The sequence below is a fragment of the Aeromonas sp. R2-4 genome, assembly GCF_040908365.1.
In the GTDB taxonomy this organism is placed as follows: Bacteria; Pseudomonadota; Gammaproteobacteria; order Enterobacterales; family Aeromonadaceae; genus Aeromonas; species Aeromonas veronii.
Genome location: NZ_JBFODO010000018.1, coordinates 206,103 through 224,024, shown reverse-complemented (window position 1 = coordinate 224,024; position 17,922 = coordinate 206,103). Strand labels below are relative to the sequence as shown.

The window sequence follows — 17,922 nt, the reverse complement described above, 5'->3', positions numbered from 1 at the left end:
GAGCAGATGAAGATGAATGAAGAGAAACTGGTGTCCATCGCAGTGCTTAAAGCTAGAGCCGGTATGAGGGAGCAGCTGCGCCGGGAGTTGATCAAGCTTATTGAGCCTACTCGGCACGAACCGGGTAACTTGGACTATGTGCTGTTTGAATTGCGGGATGAGCCAGGCACCTTTTACATGCGTGAGGCATTCGTCAGCCAAGCCGCGTTGGATAACCATTGTCAGACTGACTATTTTCAGGCCTTTGCCGCTCAGGCTGAGTCTCTGCTTGCAGAGCCACTGCAGCTTATTTTCCTGGATGAGGTCAGCTACTCTTAATCCATTCGGGCCAGGGGGCCCGATTTTTTATTCATATCTCAAGTGCGAGATAAGATGCGTTTCAAGCAAGTTATCATGCCAGTCTTTTGCCAGCCTGCATCTACTAATCCGCTGATTTTTAATTACTCTCTCCTGTTTATATCCAAGATGTTTTCATCTTCCTGTTAACGGATAAGATATCCAAATGAGAATTTAATTTGGGCTCAAGTTCAGTGGTAGTGGTATAACCTGCTATCGCAGGAAGGCATACCAAACGATGGTGCTGACCATCAGCGCGTTGATATGAGGTGGGCAGGGAGGACGAGAATGGGTATTGAGCTTGTAGATGTACCGCAAAGTGAATTTGAGCTGGTCTTTACTGCCGTGAAACAGGGGACTTTTCCCTATGTTGAGTCGCTCTTTGGCTGGGATGACCAATTTCAACGTGAACGGCTAGCCAGCTCCTATCTGCCGCAATGGTTTTCGTGGATCTTGCATGGGGGAGAACGCATTGGTTTGTTATGTAGCAAGCCATATGAGGATGCCCAGCATGTCCATCTGCTGATCATTTTCCCTCAGTATCAGGGGCGGCAGCTTGGCGCTGCCGTGATGGAACGGCTTCATCAGGAGGCTGAGCGTGAGGGCAAATGCCGGGTCACCTTGTCCAGCTTCACAGAGAACCATAGGGCGATACGGTTTTATCAACGCCTTGGTTACAACGTGGTCGAAGAGGATCAGGCGTTTGTCTCCATGTCCCGGCCGTTGGGCTGTGACCTCGGATTGAAAAAAGTGGTTAATGGAGAGTTGTGATGGCAATTTTGAATATTTTGACGGCTCCCGACCCCAAATTGAGGCTCAAGGCCGAGCGAGTTGAGGATATTGCTGCCGTACAGGGGCTGATCGATGACATGCTGGAGACCCTGTATGCGACGGAAAACGGGATTGGTTTGGCCGCTACTCAAGTCGGGCGTAAAGAGGCCGTCGTTATTATCGACTTGTCCGAGAGCAGGGATCAGCCGCTGGTTTTGATTAATCCACAACTGATAAGCGGTACTGACAAGGTACTTGGACAAGAGGGATGTCTCTCCGTGCCGGATTATTACGCGGATGTCGAGCGTTACAGCTCGGTGGTGGTATCTGCACTGGATCGAAAAGGCAATCCGATCACCATCGAGAGCAGCGATTTTTTGGCCATTGTCATGCAGCATGAAATTGATCATCTGGATGGCAACCTGTTCATTGATTACCTGTCACCGCTCAAGCGGCAGATGGCACTCAAACGCGTTAAAAAATCTCTGAAGTCCGCCAGCTAATGTTTGCAGATAGTGGCTGGCCGTTTTAGTTATGTGGAGAGCAGGCAGAATGAAAGTGGCAAGATGGAATGTCAGGGCACTGTTTGGCCGCAATAGCAATGAGGTGCGGGGACGTTATGGGCTGAAGGCTCTGCTGTTGCTGGGAACATTGTGGGTAGCACTCCCCGTATCAGCCGACGAAGAGCAGTTGCCGGCCGAATATCGCCCCTTTGTGCAGCAGTTGGTCGATGCGGCGGAAGCCCGGGATCATCAGGCCCTTGCCAATCAAATGAAATACCCCTTCAAGCAGGAGTATCCCATTCCCGCCATTAAAAACGCGTCGGAGATGCTGACCCGTTTCGACGAGGTATTTGATGACGCCATATTAAAAAGCATCGCTACCTCCCGGGTCGGGCAGGATTGGCAGACCATGGGCTGGCGCGGCATCATGCTGGGCAGTGGCGAGGTCTGGATGGATTTTGATGGCAAGGTGATCGGTATCAATCATCAGACGGCGCTGGCAGCCAAATTGAAAGCCGAGCTTATCGCCAGGCAGAAGAGCGGTCTGCATCCCAGTGTGCGGGAGTACAAGAGCCCCGAGCTGATGTGGCAGACCGAGAAATTTACCATCCGCATCGACGAGCTGGACGATGGCCACTATCGCTACGCCTCCTGGGCCAAAGGCAAGACGCTCGCCGACAAGCCGGATCTGGTGCTGAAAAATGGCACCGTCAGGGTGGAGGGGACGGGGGGCAATCATACCTATCTCTTCACGAGCGGCCCCTATCGCTACGAGTGCGTTGTCACCGTATTGGGTGAGCGAGGCGTGCCACCAGGTGAGTTGGTGGTCTATAAAAACTACGCCGAGATAGTGCACCAACCTGTGATCAAGGTGCTGTGACAGCAAACCCACATAAAAAGAGAGCAAGGAGCGGCCAGGTGCCGCTCTTTTGCTTTCGCTAACTGACAGATGATTCGCTAGCTTTGCGGCACCCTGACCCCTTTATCGAGATAGAGGCTGCTGTAGTGGGCGCGGTGGGTGACAAACATCACCTGATGGCGGCTGCCGTCGGAGAGGATAATAAAATCGCCCGCCTGGGCAGGGCTTTGCAAGGAGACCTCCTGCTCGGGGGCGGTCAGGCGATCGACATCTTCCTTGAAGGTGAGGGTGTAAGAGTACATATGGCGCTCCACTGCTGGCTCATATCAAACACTCCGTTGAAGGTAGTTGCTGGCATGGGCGCGCGCGGCGCCCGATTGGCGCTGTTAGACCAAATATCAGCGATGAGAACGTGCGTGGCTTCAGTCGGGTTGTTCTGCTGAGGTGCGCTTGAGGCGTTTACATCAAGGCCATTGGTATCAAAACGATGGTAAAGGGGCGAAAGGGGGATGAAACAACCGCCTATTGGCGGTTTTTCTTATGCGATGGGCCCTACTTCAGGGCCTTCTTCAGCTTCTTGATCTTGCCTTCATGCTTGGCAATTTTCTCAAGACGAGCGGCGATCTTCTTCTTGATCTCTTTCTTGCTTGCTTTGGCCATCGGTGGCGCTCCTTTGCAGTGGGGACACATGAGGTGTCAGTGTGGGTCTTCCCTTTGACCTCCCAGAGTGCCACAGGGCTCCTTTGTGAACCAGCACTCTGTTGCTTTAATAGCCAGCTCGCTATAACTGCAAGGGGCTGAGCCAACGCAGCAGTTGCTGGCTTACCTGCGGGCTGCCGAGCAGGGCCATATGGCTGGTGCGATAGACAATCAGGGTATGGGCGGGCAGAAAGGCCAGCTGATGGCGCACCTCGCTGTGCTGGCCGAGGGCGCTGCGTAGCGGTACCAGTCCATCGCCAATCAGCCGGTCGGCCAGCAGGCTGCGCTTGGTAGCAGTGGTCGCGGCGATGGCATAGCAGTTGACGCCACAGGGCAAGGGGAGTGGCGCGCGTGGGTCCTGTGAGGGGACTGCGGGGTCGGGTGGGGCAACGGCATCGATCACCTTGCCGTGGCGTAAATCCTTGATGCCTGCACTGCGCAGCCGGGCCAGCCTGACGAAGGGTTCGCTGTATGCGGTGGCGGGCAGCAACTGCTCCAGCCAGTGTCCGGCGTGTTCGAGCGGCGCGCCGTGGTGTGGCGTGCCAATAAAGATCATATTGGCAAGGTGCACAGGCCAGGTGAGCCCGGCCTGGCTGGCATGGTGGCAGGCGCTGCGGGCAACCAGTCCGCCCATGCTGTAGCCAATTATCGTTATCTCTTTGAGCTCTCCCGGCCAGTGGGCGAACAGTTGCTCCAGCAACAGGGCAAGTTGCTGCCCGTTTTGTGCGATGGGCAGGCCCGAGTTGTAGCGCAGGTAAAGAGGCTGATAGCCAAGCGCGTTGGCAAGTTGCTCCCCGTGATTGACCGGCTTGCCTTGGTGCTCGGTCTGCCACTGCAGATCGTTCATGCAGAGGCCATGGATCATCAGCAGCACCCGTCCCTCGCGGGGTAGATCCTCCGGCATCGCCTGCCAATCGAGGGGCTTGCCCTGATAGCGCAGGGTCATGGGGGTGGCGAGAGCATTGTGGTGTTCGACCAGCTTGTCCCCCAACACGCCGTTGAGCGTGGCGATCAGGGCCGCACGTTTGGGCGTCTCGGGAATATGGTGGAGTGGCGGGGTCGGCGGCAGCCGGGTCAGCAACCCGTTTATGCCGCTGCCGAGGGTATTGGCCGCGCCGTGAACCCCCTTGTAGACCAGCCCGGTGATCCCGGCTGTTTTTCCCTCATCCCGTCCCTTGAACCCCATACCGCTCAGTACCGCCTGATGTACCGCTTCGGTGATCTCTACCGTGGCGGGCAGCGCCAGAGTCAGCAGGTGCGCCAGCTCGCGGATATCCGAAAGATACCAAGAAGAGGATGGCGATGGGTCTGTGGCGTCGGTCATGGCAAGCCCTTGTGAAAGCGGGTATCGCGTTGTCGTGCCGCGAAGAGAGCAGCGTATCTCTATATCAAACCAGCTTGCGCTCTTTGTGGCGGGTTTACCAGTAACGGGCCATGCATGGCGGGGTTGATAAGAACCGCTTGCGAAGCCGGTCACGGTAATGACAGGGAAAATCACCTCTACTTCGTCATATGAAGCTACATGGAGAGGTGAGGATGTCGCTGTTTGATGAGATGCGGGTACAGGATTTGTGTGCACGGTTGCTCGATAGCCAGAACGGAAAGGGCTGCTCCCTTGAGAGTCGGCATGGCCGCGAGTTGAAGGAGTTGCTGCAGGCGGTGGGCGGAGTCGAGTCAGTTGGGCGCAGTTCCCGTCATATATTGACCGACGCGGGGCGGACTTATCTGACCGGACAACTGGCACGGGCTGCGCCCCCCGAACCGGACAAGGGGGAGCTGCTGCAATGTCTGGGAGTGAGTTTGCCTGTGCGGCTCAATCAGGCCTGCTTTTATGCCCTCTGGCATGGGGACAGCAAGCATCCGCGATCAGCATCCCTTGCCGCGCCACAGCTTGCGGAATTGTCGCTCACGCAGGATGAGGTGATCCGCATCCGTACCCTCGAACCGCTCTCGCTGGTCGATCTGCAGGGTCAGCAGCACGCTATGACGGCAATGATGGCGTTGTTGGGAGAGTTGGCGTTGCCGGAGCGGACTCTGGGCGCGCTGGCGGCCATCGGCTGGCAGGGGGAGCGGGTCATTACGGTGGAGAACAAGGGGGCCTTTGTCGACTACCCGCTGCAACCCGGGCAACTGCTGCTCTTTGCCCCTGGTCGCAATACCTCCCTGGCCAAACAGCTGATCCCGCTGCTGCCTGCGGGCGTGCAGTGGGCACATTTTGGCGATCTCGATCAACGGGGTATCGATATTGCCATCGAGCTGGCGCGCGAGCTAAATCGACCGGCCATGCTCTGGCTTCCCTGTGAGCTGCAACCTTATCTGGATCACTATGCCCGTCCGGTACGCACCTTTGCGACGGACAGTGGCAAGGTGCCCTGGCGTGTGACGAAGCAGGCTGATCAGATCGATGATCGTGGCTCGTCGGCAGACGTTCCCTGGCTTGAGAAACTGATCACAGACGGGACTTGGCTGGAGCAGGAGGTATTGATTCTGGCCCCTCATTGGCGGAGCTGGTCATTGGACGCGATGGGCAATCAGGGGTGAAACGGGGAGCCCGCGCTCCCCGTCATTTCGTGGTCAGCTGTTTACTTGGCGTTGATGGGCCCCTTGGTGCCGGCATCATTATCGACCCAGCCATCTTCACCCTTGATGCGGCGATCCCCCTGAATGGTGTAGATGACCATGCCATCCTTGAACACCAGCGCGCCATCGGATTTCTTGGCATTGACCTTCTTGTCGTTGACCCACACCTGATCCTTGCCATCGATGCGGATATTGGCCACGGTGGCGCCGGTTTGGGGGAAGGTGGCGATCCAGTTGCCCGCATAGGGGCTGCCGCTGGTTGCCGCGGCCGGAGCATTGCCAACACTGGCAGCCGCGTTCTCAGCCTTGGTTTTGTTGATATCGCAGCCATTAAGCTCGCTCACCTGAGTGCAGCCCGAGCGCTCCAGCTTCTGCTCATAGCTCAGATTCAGACCGCCCTCCGCCGCAGGGGCGGCCGCGCCAAATCCCGCCTTGGCATTTTCCGCTTTGGTTTTGTGAATGTCACAGCCCTGCGCCTCGGTGACCTGGGTGCAGCCGGATCGCTCCAGCTGCTCGGCATATTTGGCACTGATGGCGTGGGCAGGGGTGATACCGAGCAGGGTCAGGGTGATGAGCAGAGCAGCATTCCTGGACATAGATAATCCCTCAAAGATGTAAGTCATGCAGGTTCATCCGCGCATTTGCGGCAGTGAACGTCGGCCTATCCTGAGCATCCGATACAGATGCGCAGCTGGCGTATTCACGTTAGCACCTTGGGCCAACCGCGCCCAGCGATGTGGCCGGAAGATAAGGTGAGAGGCGATACGGGCGGGGAGTGCAAGGGATGCGAGATGGCAGTGACATTTCTGCAGAAGAGGTCGTAACAAAAGAGCAAGGTGCTGCGGGCATTATCATAATGATAACGACAGCCCCGCTGATATCATTTCAGCCCTTGAAACGGACCTTTGATGATAATTCTCACCGATGCCGAGATATCGCCTCTGATTATTATCACTCGGCTATTTTATGGCCTGGCTGATCCGCTCACCTTTTTATTGAATAAACCGCTTAAATAGCCGCTGATTTTGTGGGTGGCATCACACACTCTCGCCATTTATTAATATCTGCCTGCATTTTATTGGTTTGGCACGGTTATTGATTGCCTCATATCGACGCTAACCGACGCGCTCACCCACAACCGGGATGCTGGTGACATCGTGAGTGAAAGGGGAGCTATCCATATCTCATCCAATGATTGGGGCGAACGATGAAAGCAGTTAACGAATTAATCAAAGAGATCAGAGCACTCAAATCCAACCTGCATGAAAAAGATTTTCTGCTGACCTGGGAGCAAACACCTCAGGAGCTGGAGCTGGTATTGAAACTGGCCGAATCCCTCAAGACCCTGCGCGCCGAAAATATCTGCACCAAATTGTTTAACAGCGGGCTCGGTATCTCGGTTTTCCGCGATAACTCCACCCGAACCCGCTTCTCTTACGCCTCTGCCCTGAATCTGCTCGGTCTGGCCCAGCAGGATCTGGACGAGGGCAAATCCCAGATCGCCCACGGTGAGACCGTCCGTGAAACCGCCAACATGATTTCCTTCTGCGCCGATGCCATCGGCATCCGTGACGACATGTTCCTCGGTGCCGGTAACGCCTATATGCGCGAAGTGGGCGCCGCACTGGATGAAGGGTTCGAGAAGGGAGTGCTGCCCCAGCGTCCGGCGCTGGTCAACCTGCAGTGCGACATTGATCACCCGACCCAGTCGATGGCTGATCTGGCCTGGTTGCAGGAGCACTTTGGCAGCCTGGAGAGCCTCAAGGGCAAAAAGATTGCCATGACCTGGGCCTACTCCCCGAGCTACGGCAAGCCGCTCTCCGTGCCCCAGGGCATCATCGGCCTGATGACCCGTTTCGGTATGGACGTGACCCTGGCCCATCCGGAAGGGTATGACCTGATCCCGGACGTGATCGAAGTGGCCAAAGAGAATGCCAAGGCCTCCGGCGGCAGCTTCCGTCAGGTCACCTCCATGGAAGAGGCGTTCAAGGATGCCGATATCGTCTATCCCAAGTCCTGGGCCCCCTACAAGGTGATGGAGCAGCGCACCGAGTTGCTGCGTGCCAATGACCACGCCGGCCTCAAGGAGCTGGAGAAACACTGCCTTGAGCAGAACGCCAAGCACAAGGATTGGCACTGCACCGAGGAGATGATGAAGCTCACCAAGGGGGGCGAGGCGCTCTATATGCACTGCCTGCCGGCTGATATTTCCGGCGTCTCCTGCAAAGAGGGCGAAGTAACCGAAGGGGTATTCGAGAAATACCGTATCGCCACTTACAAAGAGGCGAGCTGGAAGCCCTATATTATCGCCGCCATGATCATGGCCCGTAAATTCTCCGCCCCGGCAGAAACCCTGGAAAATCTGATTAAAGAGGCGCAAAAGCGGGTGAAATAAATAGCAGAAGGGCAGGGTGAATATTCATCCTGCCCACGCTGTCGAATCCATTATTTCGAGTTTTCTCCCCGTGGTATCTGAATAACGGATCTCCCGGCGAGGCAGCTCTTTGTCAGGTAACGCCTAGTGAGGTAAGCATGTCCCAATTTTCGCTGAAGATGGATATTGCCGATAACCGCTTTTTTACCGCCGAGCCATCTCCGCTGTTTTCTCGCGCCGAAGCACAAAAGGCTCGCGCTTTTCATAAAAAACTGGCCGGTTATGAGCCGACCCCATTGTGCGACCTGAAAGATCTGGCCGCCTATATCGGGGTGAAAAATATATTGGTCAAGGACGAGTCAAAGCGCTTTGGCCTCAATGCCTTCAAGATGCTGGGTGGCGTTTATGCCATCGCCAACCTGCTCTGTGAAAAGTACGGGGTGGCCATCGAGGATTTCTCCTTCGATCTCATCAAACGCACCATCAAGGAGCCGATGACCTTTGCCACCACCACAGATGGCAACCACGGTCGTGGAGTTGCCTGGGCCGCCAAGCAGGTGGGCCAGCATGCGGTGGTCTATATGCCCAAGGGCTCCGCCCAGGAGCGGGTTGACCACATCCTCAACCTCGGTGCCGAGTGCATCGTCACCGACATGAACTACGACGACACCGTGCGCCTGACCATGAAGATGGCCGAAGAGCGCGGTTGGCACATAGTGCAGGACACCGCCTGGGAGGGCTACACCAAGATCCCGACCTGGATCATGCAGGGTTACTCCACTCTGGCCGACGAAGCGGTCGAGCAGATGCAGGATATGGGCATCAAGCAGCCGACCCACGTGCTGCTGCAGGCCGGGGTCGGGGCGCTGGCGGGCGGGGTGCTCGGTTATCTGGTGGACTGCTTCGGGGCGAAAAACCTGCACAGTATCGTGGTCGAGCCGGATCAGGCCGACTGCATCTACCGCTCCGGCGTGGCGGGGGAGATGGTCAACGTGGGTGGCGATATGCGCACCATCATGGCCGGTCTCGCCTGCGGCGAACCCAACCCCCTTGGCTGGCCACTGCTCAGAAGCTGCACCACCCAGTTCATCTCCTGCCACGACAAGGTGTCGGCGCTGGGGATGAGAGTGCTCGGCAACCCTCTTGGCAATGATCCGCGCATCATCTCCGGCGAATCCGGCTCGGTCGGCACCGGCGTGTTGGCGGCGGTGCGTCACCACCCGGATCGCGAGGCGCTGATGGAACGTCTCGGGCTAAGTCGCGACTCCGTGGTGCTGATCATCAACACCGAAGGGGACACCGATGTGACCCACTACCGGGAAGTTGTGTGGGAAGGCAAACATCCTGCCTGCGATTAACCCCGGCTGTGAGTAATCCCTGCGAGAGCAGAGACACGAATTGGAGAACTGATCGCACCTCGCCAACGGGGTGCGGTAACGGGCACAGGGCGCTGCCGATGAACAGGCCGCGCACTCTCAGTTGTTATGGAGAATCACAATGAGCAAGCAAATTCCGTTTGAAATGGTGTTGGAGAAGGCCTACCAGTACAAGGCCGAGATGAGTCAGTTCCTGCGCGACATGATCGCCATCCCGAGCGAGAGCTGCGATGAAGAGCGCGTGGTGCTGCGTATCAAGCAGGAGATGGAGAAGGTTGGCTTTGACAAGGTCGAGATCGACCCCATGGGCAACGTGCTGGGCTATATCGGCCACGGCCCGCACCTGATCGCCATGGATGCCCACATCGATACCGTGGGCGTCGGCAACATGGCCAACTGGAAGTTCGACCCCTATGAGGGGATGGAAGATCACGAGATCATCGGTGGTCGTGGCGCATCTGACCAAGAAGGCGGCATGGCCTCCATGGTCTATGCGGGCAAGATCATCAAGGATCTCGGGCTGGAAGATCAGTACACCCTGCTGGTGACCGGTACCGTGCAGGAGGAGGATTGCGATGGCCTCTGCTGGCAGTACATCATCGAGCAGAGCAAGATCCGCCCCGAGTTCGTGGTCAGTACCGAGCCGACCGACTGCCAGATCTACCGTGGTCAGCGTGGCCGTATGGAGATCCGGGTGGAGGTGCAGGGGGTCAGCTGCCACGGCTCTGCGCCGGAGCGCGGTGACAACGCCATCTTCAAGATGGGCCCGATCCTCGGCGAATTGCAGGAGCTCAGCCACAACCTCGGTCATGACGACTTCCTCGGCAAGGGTACCCTGACCGTCTCCGAGATCTTCTTCACTTCGCCAAGCCGCTGCGCCGTGGCGGATAGCTGCGCCGTCTCAATCGACCGCCGCCTCACCTGGGGTGAAACCTGGCAAGGGGCGCTCGACGAGATCCGCGCCCTGCCTGCGGTGCAAGCTGCCGGTGCCGAGGTCTCCATGTACCAGTACGACCGTCCGGCCTACACCGGTCTGGTTTACCCGACCGAGTGCTACTTCCCGACCTGGAAGGTGGAGGAGGATCACATCACCGTCAAAACCCTCTCCAAGGCTTATCGCGAGCTGTTCAACAAGGAGCCGGTGGTAGACAAGTGGACCTTCTCTACCAACGGGGTCTCCATCATGGGTCGACACGGTATTCCGGTCATCGGTTTTGGCCCGGGTAAAGAGCCGGAGGCCCACGCCCCGAACGAGAAAACCTGGAAAGAGCATCTGGTCAAGTGCGCCGCTATGTACGCCGTGATCCCCATGCTCTATCTGGCCGAGCTGGACAAGTAAGGGGTCTGCCGGGTGGTGACTGCCATCGCCGCCCGGCTGTCGCAAGAGTGGCAAGTGCCCCGTCTGTGTTGAGGCGGGGTTTTGCTGTTTGAAGTGATGTTCGAGGTGGTGGGGATGAAACGGCTGATCAAAAACGGTGTGTTGGTCGATGCGCAGGGTGAATATCGTCAGGATCTGCTGATCGAAAACGGGGTGATCCGCGCCCGTGCCGCCGATATCCAGCCCGATGGCGAAACCGAGGTGATCGATGCCAGCGGCTGCTATGTGATGCCGGGTGGCATCGATGTCCACACCCACTTCAACATCGATGTCGGGATTGCCCGCAGTTGCGATGACTTTTTCAGCGGTACCCGTGCCGCCGCCTGTGGTGGCACCACCACCATCATCGACCACATGGGATTTGGCCCGGCGGGGTGCAATCTGCATCACCAGCTGGCCCGCTATCACGATTACGCCGCCGATCAGGCGGTGATCGACTACAGCTTTCACGGCGTGATCCAGCATGTGGATGACGCCATCCTTAATGAGATGGCCGCCATGGTGCAGGAGGAGGGGATCAGCAGCTTCAAGCTCTATCTCACCTACCAGTACAAGCTGGGGGACCATGACGTGCTGCGTGCCTTGGCCCGCCTCAAAGAGGTGGGGGCGCTTGCCACCGTCCATCCCGAGAATGATGCCGCCATCGCGGCGCGCCGGGCGGCCCTATTGGCCACCGGTCACCATGAGCCCTGGTATCACCCGCAAAGTCGCCCGCTGGAGTGCGAGGCGGAGGCCATCGCCCGGATGATCAACCTGGCGGGGCTCGCGGGCAATGCGCCGCTCTATATCGTCCACCTTTCAAACGGACTGGGGCTGGAGTATCTGAAACTGGCGCGCCGTCAGGGCCAACCGGTCTGGGTGGAGACCTGCCCGCAATATCTGCTTTTGGATGATTCCTGCTACTACCGGGAGAACGGAGTCGACTATCTGCTCAGCCCGCCGCTGCGCTCGCGCCGCGAGCAGGACAAGCTGTGGGTCGGCATCGCTGCGGGCGACATCGACACGGTGGCGACCGATCACTGCAACTTCTCCCATGCCCAGCGCATGACCCTGTCAGGCGGCGATTTCAGCCGCTGCCCCAACGGCTTGCCGGGCGTCGAGAACCGGATGCTGCTGCTGTTTGCCCACGGGGTGTTGGGCGGGCGCATCTCGCCATCGCGCTTCGTGGCCCTCACCAGCGCCAATTCGGCCAAGTTGTTCGGTCTCTGGCCGTGCAAGGGCAACTTGCAAGCGGGGTCTGATGCCGATCTGGTGCTGATGGATCCCTGTGGCGAGACCCAGATCCGTCACGCCGCGCTGCATGACAACGGTGACTACAGCGCCTACGAGGGGATGCATTGTCCCGGCCAGATCAGGATGACCCTCAGTCGCGGCGAGATAGTCGCTCGCGACGGCGAATTTACCGGACAACGGGGGCATGGCCGCTTTTTGGCCAGAGCGCCCTTTGATCCGGCGTTGGCGCCTGATCTGCACTCGCCTTGCCCCGCTGTTGCTGGCTGACAATCCGTTCGAAACAGACAGAGCAGCAAGGTTATGTGAACAACGAAAGGTGGGCCGGTATTGCGCCGGCTTGTCCCATCACTGGAGATAACAAGATGAAACAGAGAATCGTACTGGCCCTTGGTGGCAATGCGCTGGGCAACAACCTGCCCGAGCAGATGAAGGCGGTGCAGAGCACGGCGCACACTATCGCCGACCTGATCGCCCAGGGGCACGAGGTGGTGGTCACCCACGGCAATGGGCCGCAGGTGGGGATGATCCAGCAGGCGTTCGAAGTGGCGGCCCGCCACGAGCCAAAATCCCCCCATCTGCCGATGTCGGTCTGCGTGGCCCTGAGTCAGGGTTATATCGGCTATGACCTGCAAAATGCCCTGCGCGAAGCCCTGCTGGAACGCGGCATTCACAAGCCGGTCGCCACTCTGGTGACCCAGGTTGAGGTGGATAAAAACGATCCCGCCTTCCTTGACCCGAGCAAGCCCATCGGCGGCTTCTTCAGCAAGGAGGAGGCCGAGGCATTGATGGCCAAGGGCGAGCGGCTCAAAGAGGATGCCGGTCGCGGCTATCGCCGGGTAGTGGCCTCCCCCAAACCCGTCGACATCATCGAGAAAGAGACCGTCTCTGCCATGCTGGCCGCCGGTCAGGTGGTGATCACCGTCGGTGGCGGCGGCATTCCGGTGCTGCGGGAGGGCAATCACCTGCGCGGTGCCAGCGCGGTGATCGACAAGGATTGGGCCAGTGCCAAGCTGGCGGAACTGATCGACGCCGACATGCTGATCATCCTTACCGCAGTGGAGAAGGTGGCCATCAACTTCGGCAAGCCCGAGGTGCAGTGGCTCGATACCCTGAGCGTGGCCGATGCCAACGGCTTTATTGCACAGGGGCAGTTTGCCAAGGGATCCATGCTGCCCAAGGTGGAGGCGGCGCTCTCGTTCGCCACATCCTTGCCGGGGCGCAAATCACTCATCACCCTGCTGGAGAAGGCGGCCGAGGGGATCGCTGGCAAGACCGGGACCGTGATCAGCCTGTAATCATGCGAACTGATCCACAGGGGCATCCGGCCCCCTGATAGAGTGTGGAGCCTTGGCTCCACACTCTATTTTATTGGGATGGCGGTGACGGGTCATCACTGTCGATCATGCCTGTCGATCGTGCTCTGCAGGCCAGAGGAGCCGCGCTGTGCGAGTGGCAATGGGGCTAGTTGGAGTGGCGACCGGGTTTTGTGGCTGGCAGAAACCTGTAGAGGCCGATACCGGCGAGCAAACCAACCACCGCCAACAGCAGCCAGATGGCTGTGGCGGGGCGGCTGCCCGCATCCCCCAACATAAAACCGATGAGCAGGTTGCCAAAGAGCGCCATGCAGCCGCCAGCGCTGGCATAGAAGCCGTAGTAGCTGCCGAGCTGCTCGGGAGGGGCGTAGCGGGGAAGTTGGGCGGCAAAGAGCGGGAAGCAGAGGATGGAACCCAAGGAAAGCAGGGCCACCTGCGTCAACACGCATGCCGTCGGCCAAGGTGCCAGCAGCGGTAGAGCCAGGTAGCTCAAGCCCATCATCCCGATACCCAACCCCATGGCGAGCGGCACTCCCAGGCGCCTCTCTACCAGACGGGAGGCAGGTAGCTGGAGCAGGACGCCGATCACCGCCGAGAGGGTAAAGACGCCGCCGAGCAGGTGGGTGGCGTCCGGCAGGCTCTGGATATGGGCGGGCAGGGCGAGATAGAGTTGGTGGAACAGGATCTGGTAGCTGCCCGCCAGCAGGGTAAACACGATAAATGGGCGCTGGCGCACTATCTCTCTCCATTGGCGCAAAATGGCGCCACGCGGACTCTGGTGGCTCACCGGGCGTTTAGGCAGCACCCGGTATTGCAGCACGCCGAGCAGGGCGAACAGACTCGCCGCCAACAAGCCGGTCAGGGTATAGCTCTGCTGGGTCAGTGTCAGTCCGACCAGGGGCCCGAGCAGCATGCCCGCCTCGCTGGCGAGATTGTGCAGGGCAAAGGCGCGCTGACGCTGGCTCGGGTTGTGGCATTCGCTGGCAAGATACGCCTGGGCGCAAGGGGTGAACAGCGCCCCCGCAAAGCCGGTGAGGGCGGCGGCCAGCAGCAGGATGGGTAGGGACTCGGCCCAGCCGAGCAACACGAAGCCTAGGGAGCGCACCAGGCAGCCCCAGACGATGGCGGGGTGATAGCCGATGCGATCCCCAAGGGTGCCTCCCAAGAGAAAGAGCCCCTGCTGGCTGAAGACCCGTATCCCCATGACCAGGCCACAGGCCCAACCGGCGAGACCCAGCCCGCTACCCATGTGCTGGGCGAGGAAGGGCATCATCATGTAGAAGCCGAGGTTGAAGGCCAGCCCGTTGGTGATAAGCAGGCGGGCTGCCGGGCTCATGCCCTGCCAGTCCCGCCAGTAGGAGGCGCTGTTCATCTTCGCCACCCGCTAGCGTGTCGGGAGGGGGCCACCGGGGTTGTGCTGCGCTCTGTCATGACGCCTTTCGCACGGTTCTGAGGAAGGGGATGCCGCGCTGATCATGGCTTATCTCCACCGGCACATGGTAGAGGCGCTCGATGAGGGCCGCGTCGAGCACTCGGGCGGGGGGGCCGAAGGCCTGCAGATCGCCGCCTGCCAGCACGATCAGCTGATCGGCAAACTGGGCGGCGAGGTTGAGATCGTGCAGCACCACCAGGGTGATCCACTGCTGCTCGCGGGTCTGCTGACACAGGTGCTCCATCAGTTGCATCTGGTGGTGAAGATCCAGGGCGCTGACCGGCTCGTCCAGCATCATGATGCGGGGATCGCGCAGCAGCACCTGGGCAAACAGCACCATCTGCCGCTGGCCGCCGCTCAGGGAGTAGAGGGGGCGATCCGCCAGATGGGCGATGCCGAGCGCCTGCAGGGCGCGGCCCGCCGCCAGAATGTCCTCGTCCGCCAGACGCATGGAGAGGCTGTCGAGGCGACCGAGTATCACCACTTCGATGACGCTCAAGTCCAGCTCCAGCTGGATGTTCTGGGGCATGTAGCCAAACTGCTGGCGCCACTTGGCCTGCGTCATCTGGCGGGCACTCTGGCCCCCCAGCCGGATATCGCCGCCATCCGGGGTCAGTTCACCAAACAGGGCGCGCATCAATGAGGTTTTGCCGGTCCCGTTCGGACCGATGATCACGTGGACCTGACCCGGATGCAGGGTCAGGTTGAGCTCTCGCAGCAGGGTCTGCTGGCCGAGGGAGAGGGAGAGTCGGGATATTTCAAGCACGTTTACGCCCCCTGCCGAGGATCAACCAGATGAAGAAGGGCACGCCAATCAGAGCGGTGACAATGCCGATGGGAAAGAGGGCCCCCGGAATAATGGACTTGGAGAGCACTGAGGCCGCCGAGAGCATGCAGGCGCCGCACAGGGCCGAGAGCGGGATCAAAAAGCGCTGATCTTCCCCCACCAGCATGCGAGCGATATGGGGCGCCACCAGGCCAACGAAGCCGATGACACCGACGAAACTGGTGGCAGTGGCGGTGAGCAGGGCGACCAGTACCAGAGTCTTCATGCGCAGTCTGTCCACGTTGACCCCGAGGCTGCGGGCGCGGGCCTCCCCGAGGCGCAGGCTGGTGAGGGCCCAGGCATCCCGGTAGATGAGCAGGGTGCAGATCAGGGTGATGGCGGCGGTGATGATCAGGGAGTCCCAGGTGGTGCGCATCAGGCTGCCAAACAGCCAGAACAGGATCTGCTGGTTGAGCTCGGGGGAGGAGAGAAACTGCAGCAGGGAGAGCAGGGACTGGAACAGGAACAGCAGGGCGATGCCCGCCAGGATCAGGGTCTGGCTGCTGACATGGCGCATCATGGCCAGGCCAAATAAAAGGCTCGCGGCAAACATGCAGAGGATGAAGGCGCCAGCCGGAATGGCCACAAGGGGAGGTAGTCCGAGACCGCCGGTATAGAGCGCCAGTGCGGCACCGAGCCCCGCTGCCGCCGCGAGCCCCAGGGTGTAGGGGCTGGCCAGCGGATTGTCCAGCAGGGTCTGCATCTGAACGCCGCCAAGGCCGAGTGCCGCACCTACCACCAGCGCCATCAGGGCGATGGGCAGGCGCATGTCATGGACTATGGTGCGGGTCATGGGATCGGCCTGGGCGGGGGCGAGCAGGGCATCGACCACTTCGCCCAGTGGCAGCAGAGAGGGGCCGGTGGCGATGTCGAGCACCAGGGTAATGCACAGCACCAGGGTGAGCAGTAGGAGCCAGTGCCCGCGACGGCGCTCCCGTTGCCGCTGGCGGGCAAGGGTCTGCTGCAGGGCAGCCAAATCATTCATGATGACAATCCTGAAACGGGCGCCATGAGAGGCGCCCACAAGGGTGAAAGAGGGATGAAGAGGGCTCTGCCTAGACAGGTAAAGCCCGAACGACCGGATTCAGTTTGCGTCACCCTGCTTGATGCCCAGCATAAAGGTGCCCTGGGGGCGGATGGGCAGATAGCGCTGGTAGAAGCCCTGATAGGTGGCCAGGGGATCGAGATCCTGGAACAGATCCGGGTAGAGGGCCTTGGCCATGAACTCAATGAGCGCGGCATCCATGATGCTGCGGGTGGCGCCGTGATAGACCGCATAGAGGCGACCCTGCTGCACTGCGGGCAACTCGCTCCAGCCCGGGCGGGCGGCAAAGCCCTGCAGACGCTGGCGCACGGTCTCGGCCGACACATCCTGGCCGACCTGCATCGCCTCTGCGCTGCTCACGCTCTCGTAGCCCGCCATCAGGATGACCTCGGGTTTGCTCGCCAGCAGTTGCTCAGGATGGATGGGGCCCCAGCGCTCGACGAAGGGAGCCGCGACGTTGTCACCCCCGGCCAGCAGGGCCATCGCGCCCCACATGTCCTTGCCATAGGTGTAGCTGTATTCTGCAGGTCCCTTGTCCCCCAGCTCGATATAGACCCGGGGGAGCTGGCGCTTCGCGTTGGCAACGCGGGAAGTGATGATGTCAATCTTGGCCTTGTATTCGTCGGCCATCTGTTGGGCACGAGCTTCCTGGCCTGTCACCTTGCCCAGCAGCAAGGTGCTCGCCATGTGGCGCTCCAGGGTCTGGGCGTTGTAGTCGATGACCACCACCGGGATCCCGGCCTGTTCGAAGCGTGGCAGATCCGGGCCGAGAGCCTCATATTGCCACTGTGCCAGGATCAGCAGATCGGGCTTGACCGCCAGGGTCTTCTCGATGGAGAAGCTCTGATCCTGCACATTGCCAAGGTCAGGCACCTTGGCTAGTTGCGGCAGGCTGGCGACATAGAGCGACCAGATGGCGGGGCGGGACTTGACGAACCAGCCACGGGACATGCCCACCAGCCGATCGGCGCCGCCTTCACCGGCCACGGCCAGATAATCCTCGGGATAGAAACCGAGCACGATACGGCTGGCCGGCAGGCTGAGGGAGACCTTGCGGCCCATCACATCTTCTACTTCAACCGGGGGATTTGCCTGCGCCATCCAGCTCATCAGGGCGAGCTGACCGAGCAGCAGCAACTTTGCCAGGGGGTGACGAAACATCTTGTGAAAACCTTGAACGGATTTTGGGGTGAGAAG

General features: G+C 59.7%; 17 protein-coding genes. 10 read left to right on the top strand and 7 right to left on the bottom strand.

Going from position 1 to position 17,922, the window contains the following annotated elements:
* The first annotated feature begins 6 nt into the window (after positions 1–6).
* The 4 genes from AB5Z05_RS09435 to AB5Z05_RS09420 all read left to right on the top strand — a co-directional run bounded on the left by AB5Z05_RS09435 (position 7) and on the right by AB5Z05_RS09420 (position 2,490).
* Complete coding sequence (locus tag AB5Z05_RS09435) at positions 7–318, top strand: putative quinol monooxygenase (protein ID WP_123174164.1); 312 nt, start codon at positions 7–9, stop codon at positions 316–318.
* 306 nt (positions 319–624) lie between these two features.
* The gene (locus AB5Z05_RS09430) at positions 625–1,107 is read left to right on the top strand and encodes a GNAT family N-acetyltransferase (RefSeq protein WP_368151224.1); all 483 of its coding nucleotides are present in this window, start codon (positions 625–627) and stop codon (positions 1,105–1,107) included.
* Positions 1,107–1,610 carry a peptide deformylase gene (gene def / locus AB5Z05_RS09425; protein WP_236353117.1) on the top strand — a complete coding sequence of 168 codons (504 nt, stop codon included), beginning with the start codon at positions 1,107–1,109 and terminating at the stop codon, positions 1,608–1,610. Before AB5Z05_RS09430 ends, def begins: the two co-directional genes overlap by 1 nt.
* 49 nt (positions 1,611–1,659) lie before the next feature.
* Positions 1,660–2,490: a hypothetical protein gene (locus AB5Z05_RS09420; protein WP_368151221.1), complete on the top strand. Its 831-nt coding sequence runs from the start codon at positions 1,660–1,662 to the stop codon at positions 2,488–2,490.
* Positions 2,491–2,567: 77 nt separating this feature from the next.
* Here the strand turns inward: AB5Z05_RS09420 and AB5Z05_RS09415 are convergent, their stop codons facing one another.
* Both AB5Z05_RS09415 and AB5Z05_RS09410 read right to left on the bottom strand, forming a co-directional pair.
* Positions 2,568–2,771 (bottom strand): hypothetical protein, encoded by a 204-nt coding sequence (locus tag AB5Z05_RS09415; protein WP_368151219.1) that lies wholly within the window; start codon positions 2,769–2,771, stop codon positions 2,568–2,570.
* A gap of 479 nt (positions 2,772–3,250) precedes the next feature.
* Positions 3,251–4,492: an esterase/lipase family protein gene (locus tag AB5Z05_RS09410; protein WP_368151217.1), complete on the bottom strand. Its 1,242-nt coding sequence runs from the start codon at positions 4,490–4,492 to the stop codon at positions 3,251–3,253.
* Between the two features lie 212 nt (positions 4,493–4,704).
* Here AB5Z05_RS09410 and AB5Z05_RS09405 point away from each other — a divergent pair, with 212 nt between their 5' ends.
* On the top strand, positions 4,705–5,709 hold the full coding sequence (locus tag AB5Z05_RS09405) for a Wadjet anti-phage system protein JetD domain-containing protein (RefSeq protein WP_368151215.1): 1,005 nt from the start codon (positions 4,705–4,707) through the stop codon (positions 5,707–5,709).
* A 41-nt stretch (positions 5,710–5,750) separates the two neighbouring features.
* Here the strand turns inward: AB5Z05_RS09405 and AB5Z05_RS09400 are convergent, their stop codons facing one another.
* Entirely contained in the window at positions 5,751–6,344 is a 594-nt protein-coding gene (locus tag AB5Z05_RS09400) for a hypothetical protein (protein ID WP_368151213.1), read from the bottom strand.
* Between the two features lie 611 nt (positions 6,345–6,955).
* Between AB5Z05_RS09400 and ygeW the strand changes: the two genes are divergently transcribed.
* The 5 genes from ygeW (at position 6,956) to arcC (ending at position 13,404) form a co-directional block, all read left to right on the top strand.
* Complete coding sequence (ygeW, locus tag AB5Z05_RS09395) at positions 6,956–8,143, top strand: knotted carbamoyltransferase YgeW (protein ID WP_005336811.1); 1,188 nt, start codon at positions 6,956–6,958, stop codon at positions 8,141–8,143.
* Between the two features lie 137 nt (positions 8,144–8,280).
* Positions 8,281–9,480 carry a diaminopropionate ammonia-lyase gene (gene dpaL / locus AB5Z05_RS09390; RefSeq protein WP_139741921.1) on the top strand — a complete coding sequence of 400 codons (1,200 nt, stop codon included), beginning with the start codon at positions 8,281–8,283 and terminating at the stop codon, positions 9,478–9,480.
* 139 nt (positions 9,481–9,619) lie between these two features.
* Positions 9,620–10,837 carry a YgeY family selenium metabolism-linked hydrolase gene (locus AB5Z05_RS09385; RefSeq protein WP_069528193.1) on the top strand — a complete coding sequence of 406 codons (1,218 nt, stop codon included), beginning with the start codon at positions 9,620–9,622 and terminating at the stop codon, positions 10,835–10,837.
* A 114-nt stretch (positions 10,838–10,951) separates the two neighbouring features.
* Positions 10,952–12,376 carry a dihydropyrimidinase gene (gene hydA / locus AB5Z05_RS09380; RefSeq protein WP_368151351.1) on the top strand — a complete coding sequence of 475 codons (1,425 nt, stop codon included), beginning with the start codon at positions 10,952–10,954 and terminating at the stop codon, positions 12,374–12,376.
* A gap of 95 nt (positions 12,377–12,471) precedes the next feature.
* Entirely contained in the window at positions 12,472–13,404 is a 933-nt protein-coding gene (gene arcC, locus AB5Z05_RS09375; RefSeq protein WP_368151210.1) for a carbamate kinase, read from the top strand.
* Positions 13,405–13,570: 166 nt separating this feature from the next.
* On the opposite strand, the gene AB5Z05_RS09370 is transcribed toward arcC, so the two are convergent.
* From AB5Z05_RS09370 to AB5Z05_RS09355, 4 genes are all read right to left on the bottom strand, one after another.
* On the bottom strand, positions 13,571–14,794 hold the full coding sequence (locus AB5Z05_RS09370) for an MFS transporter (RefSeq protein WP_201950878.1): 1,224 nt from the start codon (positions 14,792–14,794) through the stop codon (positions 13,571–13,573).
* 55 nt (positions 14,795–14,849) lie between these two features.
* The gene (locus tag AB5Z05_RS09365) at positions 14,850–15,620 is read right to left on the bottom strand and encodes an ABC transporter ATP-binding protein (protein WP_201950879.1); all 771 of its coding nucleotides are present in this window, start codon (positions 15,618–15,620) and stop codon (positions 14,850–14,852) included.
* Positions 15,613–16,665 carry a FecCD family ABC transporter permease gene (locus tag AB5Z05_RS09360; RefSeq protein WP_368151208.1) on the bottom strand — a complete coding sequence of 351 codons (1,053 nt, stop codon included), beginning with the start codon at positions 16,663–16,665 and terminating at the stop codon, positions 15,613–15,615. Before AB5Z05_RS09360 ends, AB5Z05_RS09365 begins: the two co-directional genes overlap by 8 nt.
* A gap of 99 nt (positions 16,666–16,764) precedes the next feature.
* Positions 16,765–17,886 (bottom strand): ABC transporter substrate-binding protein, encoded by a 1,122-nt coding sequence (locus tag AB5Z05_RS09355; protein WP_236294555.1) that lies wholly within the window; start codon positions 17,884–17,886, stop codon positions 16,765–16,767.
* Positions 17,887–17,922: the final 36 nt, after the last annotated feature.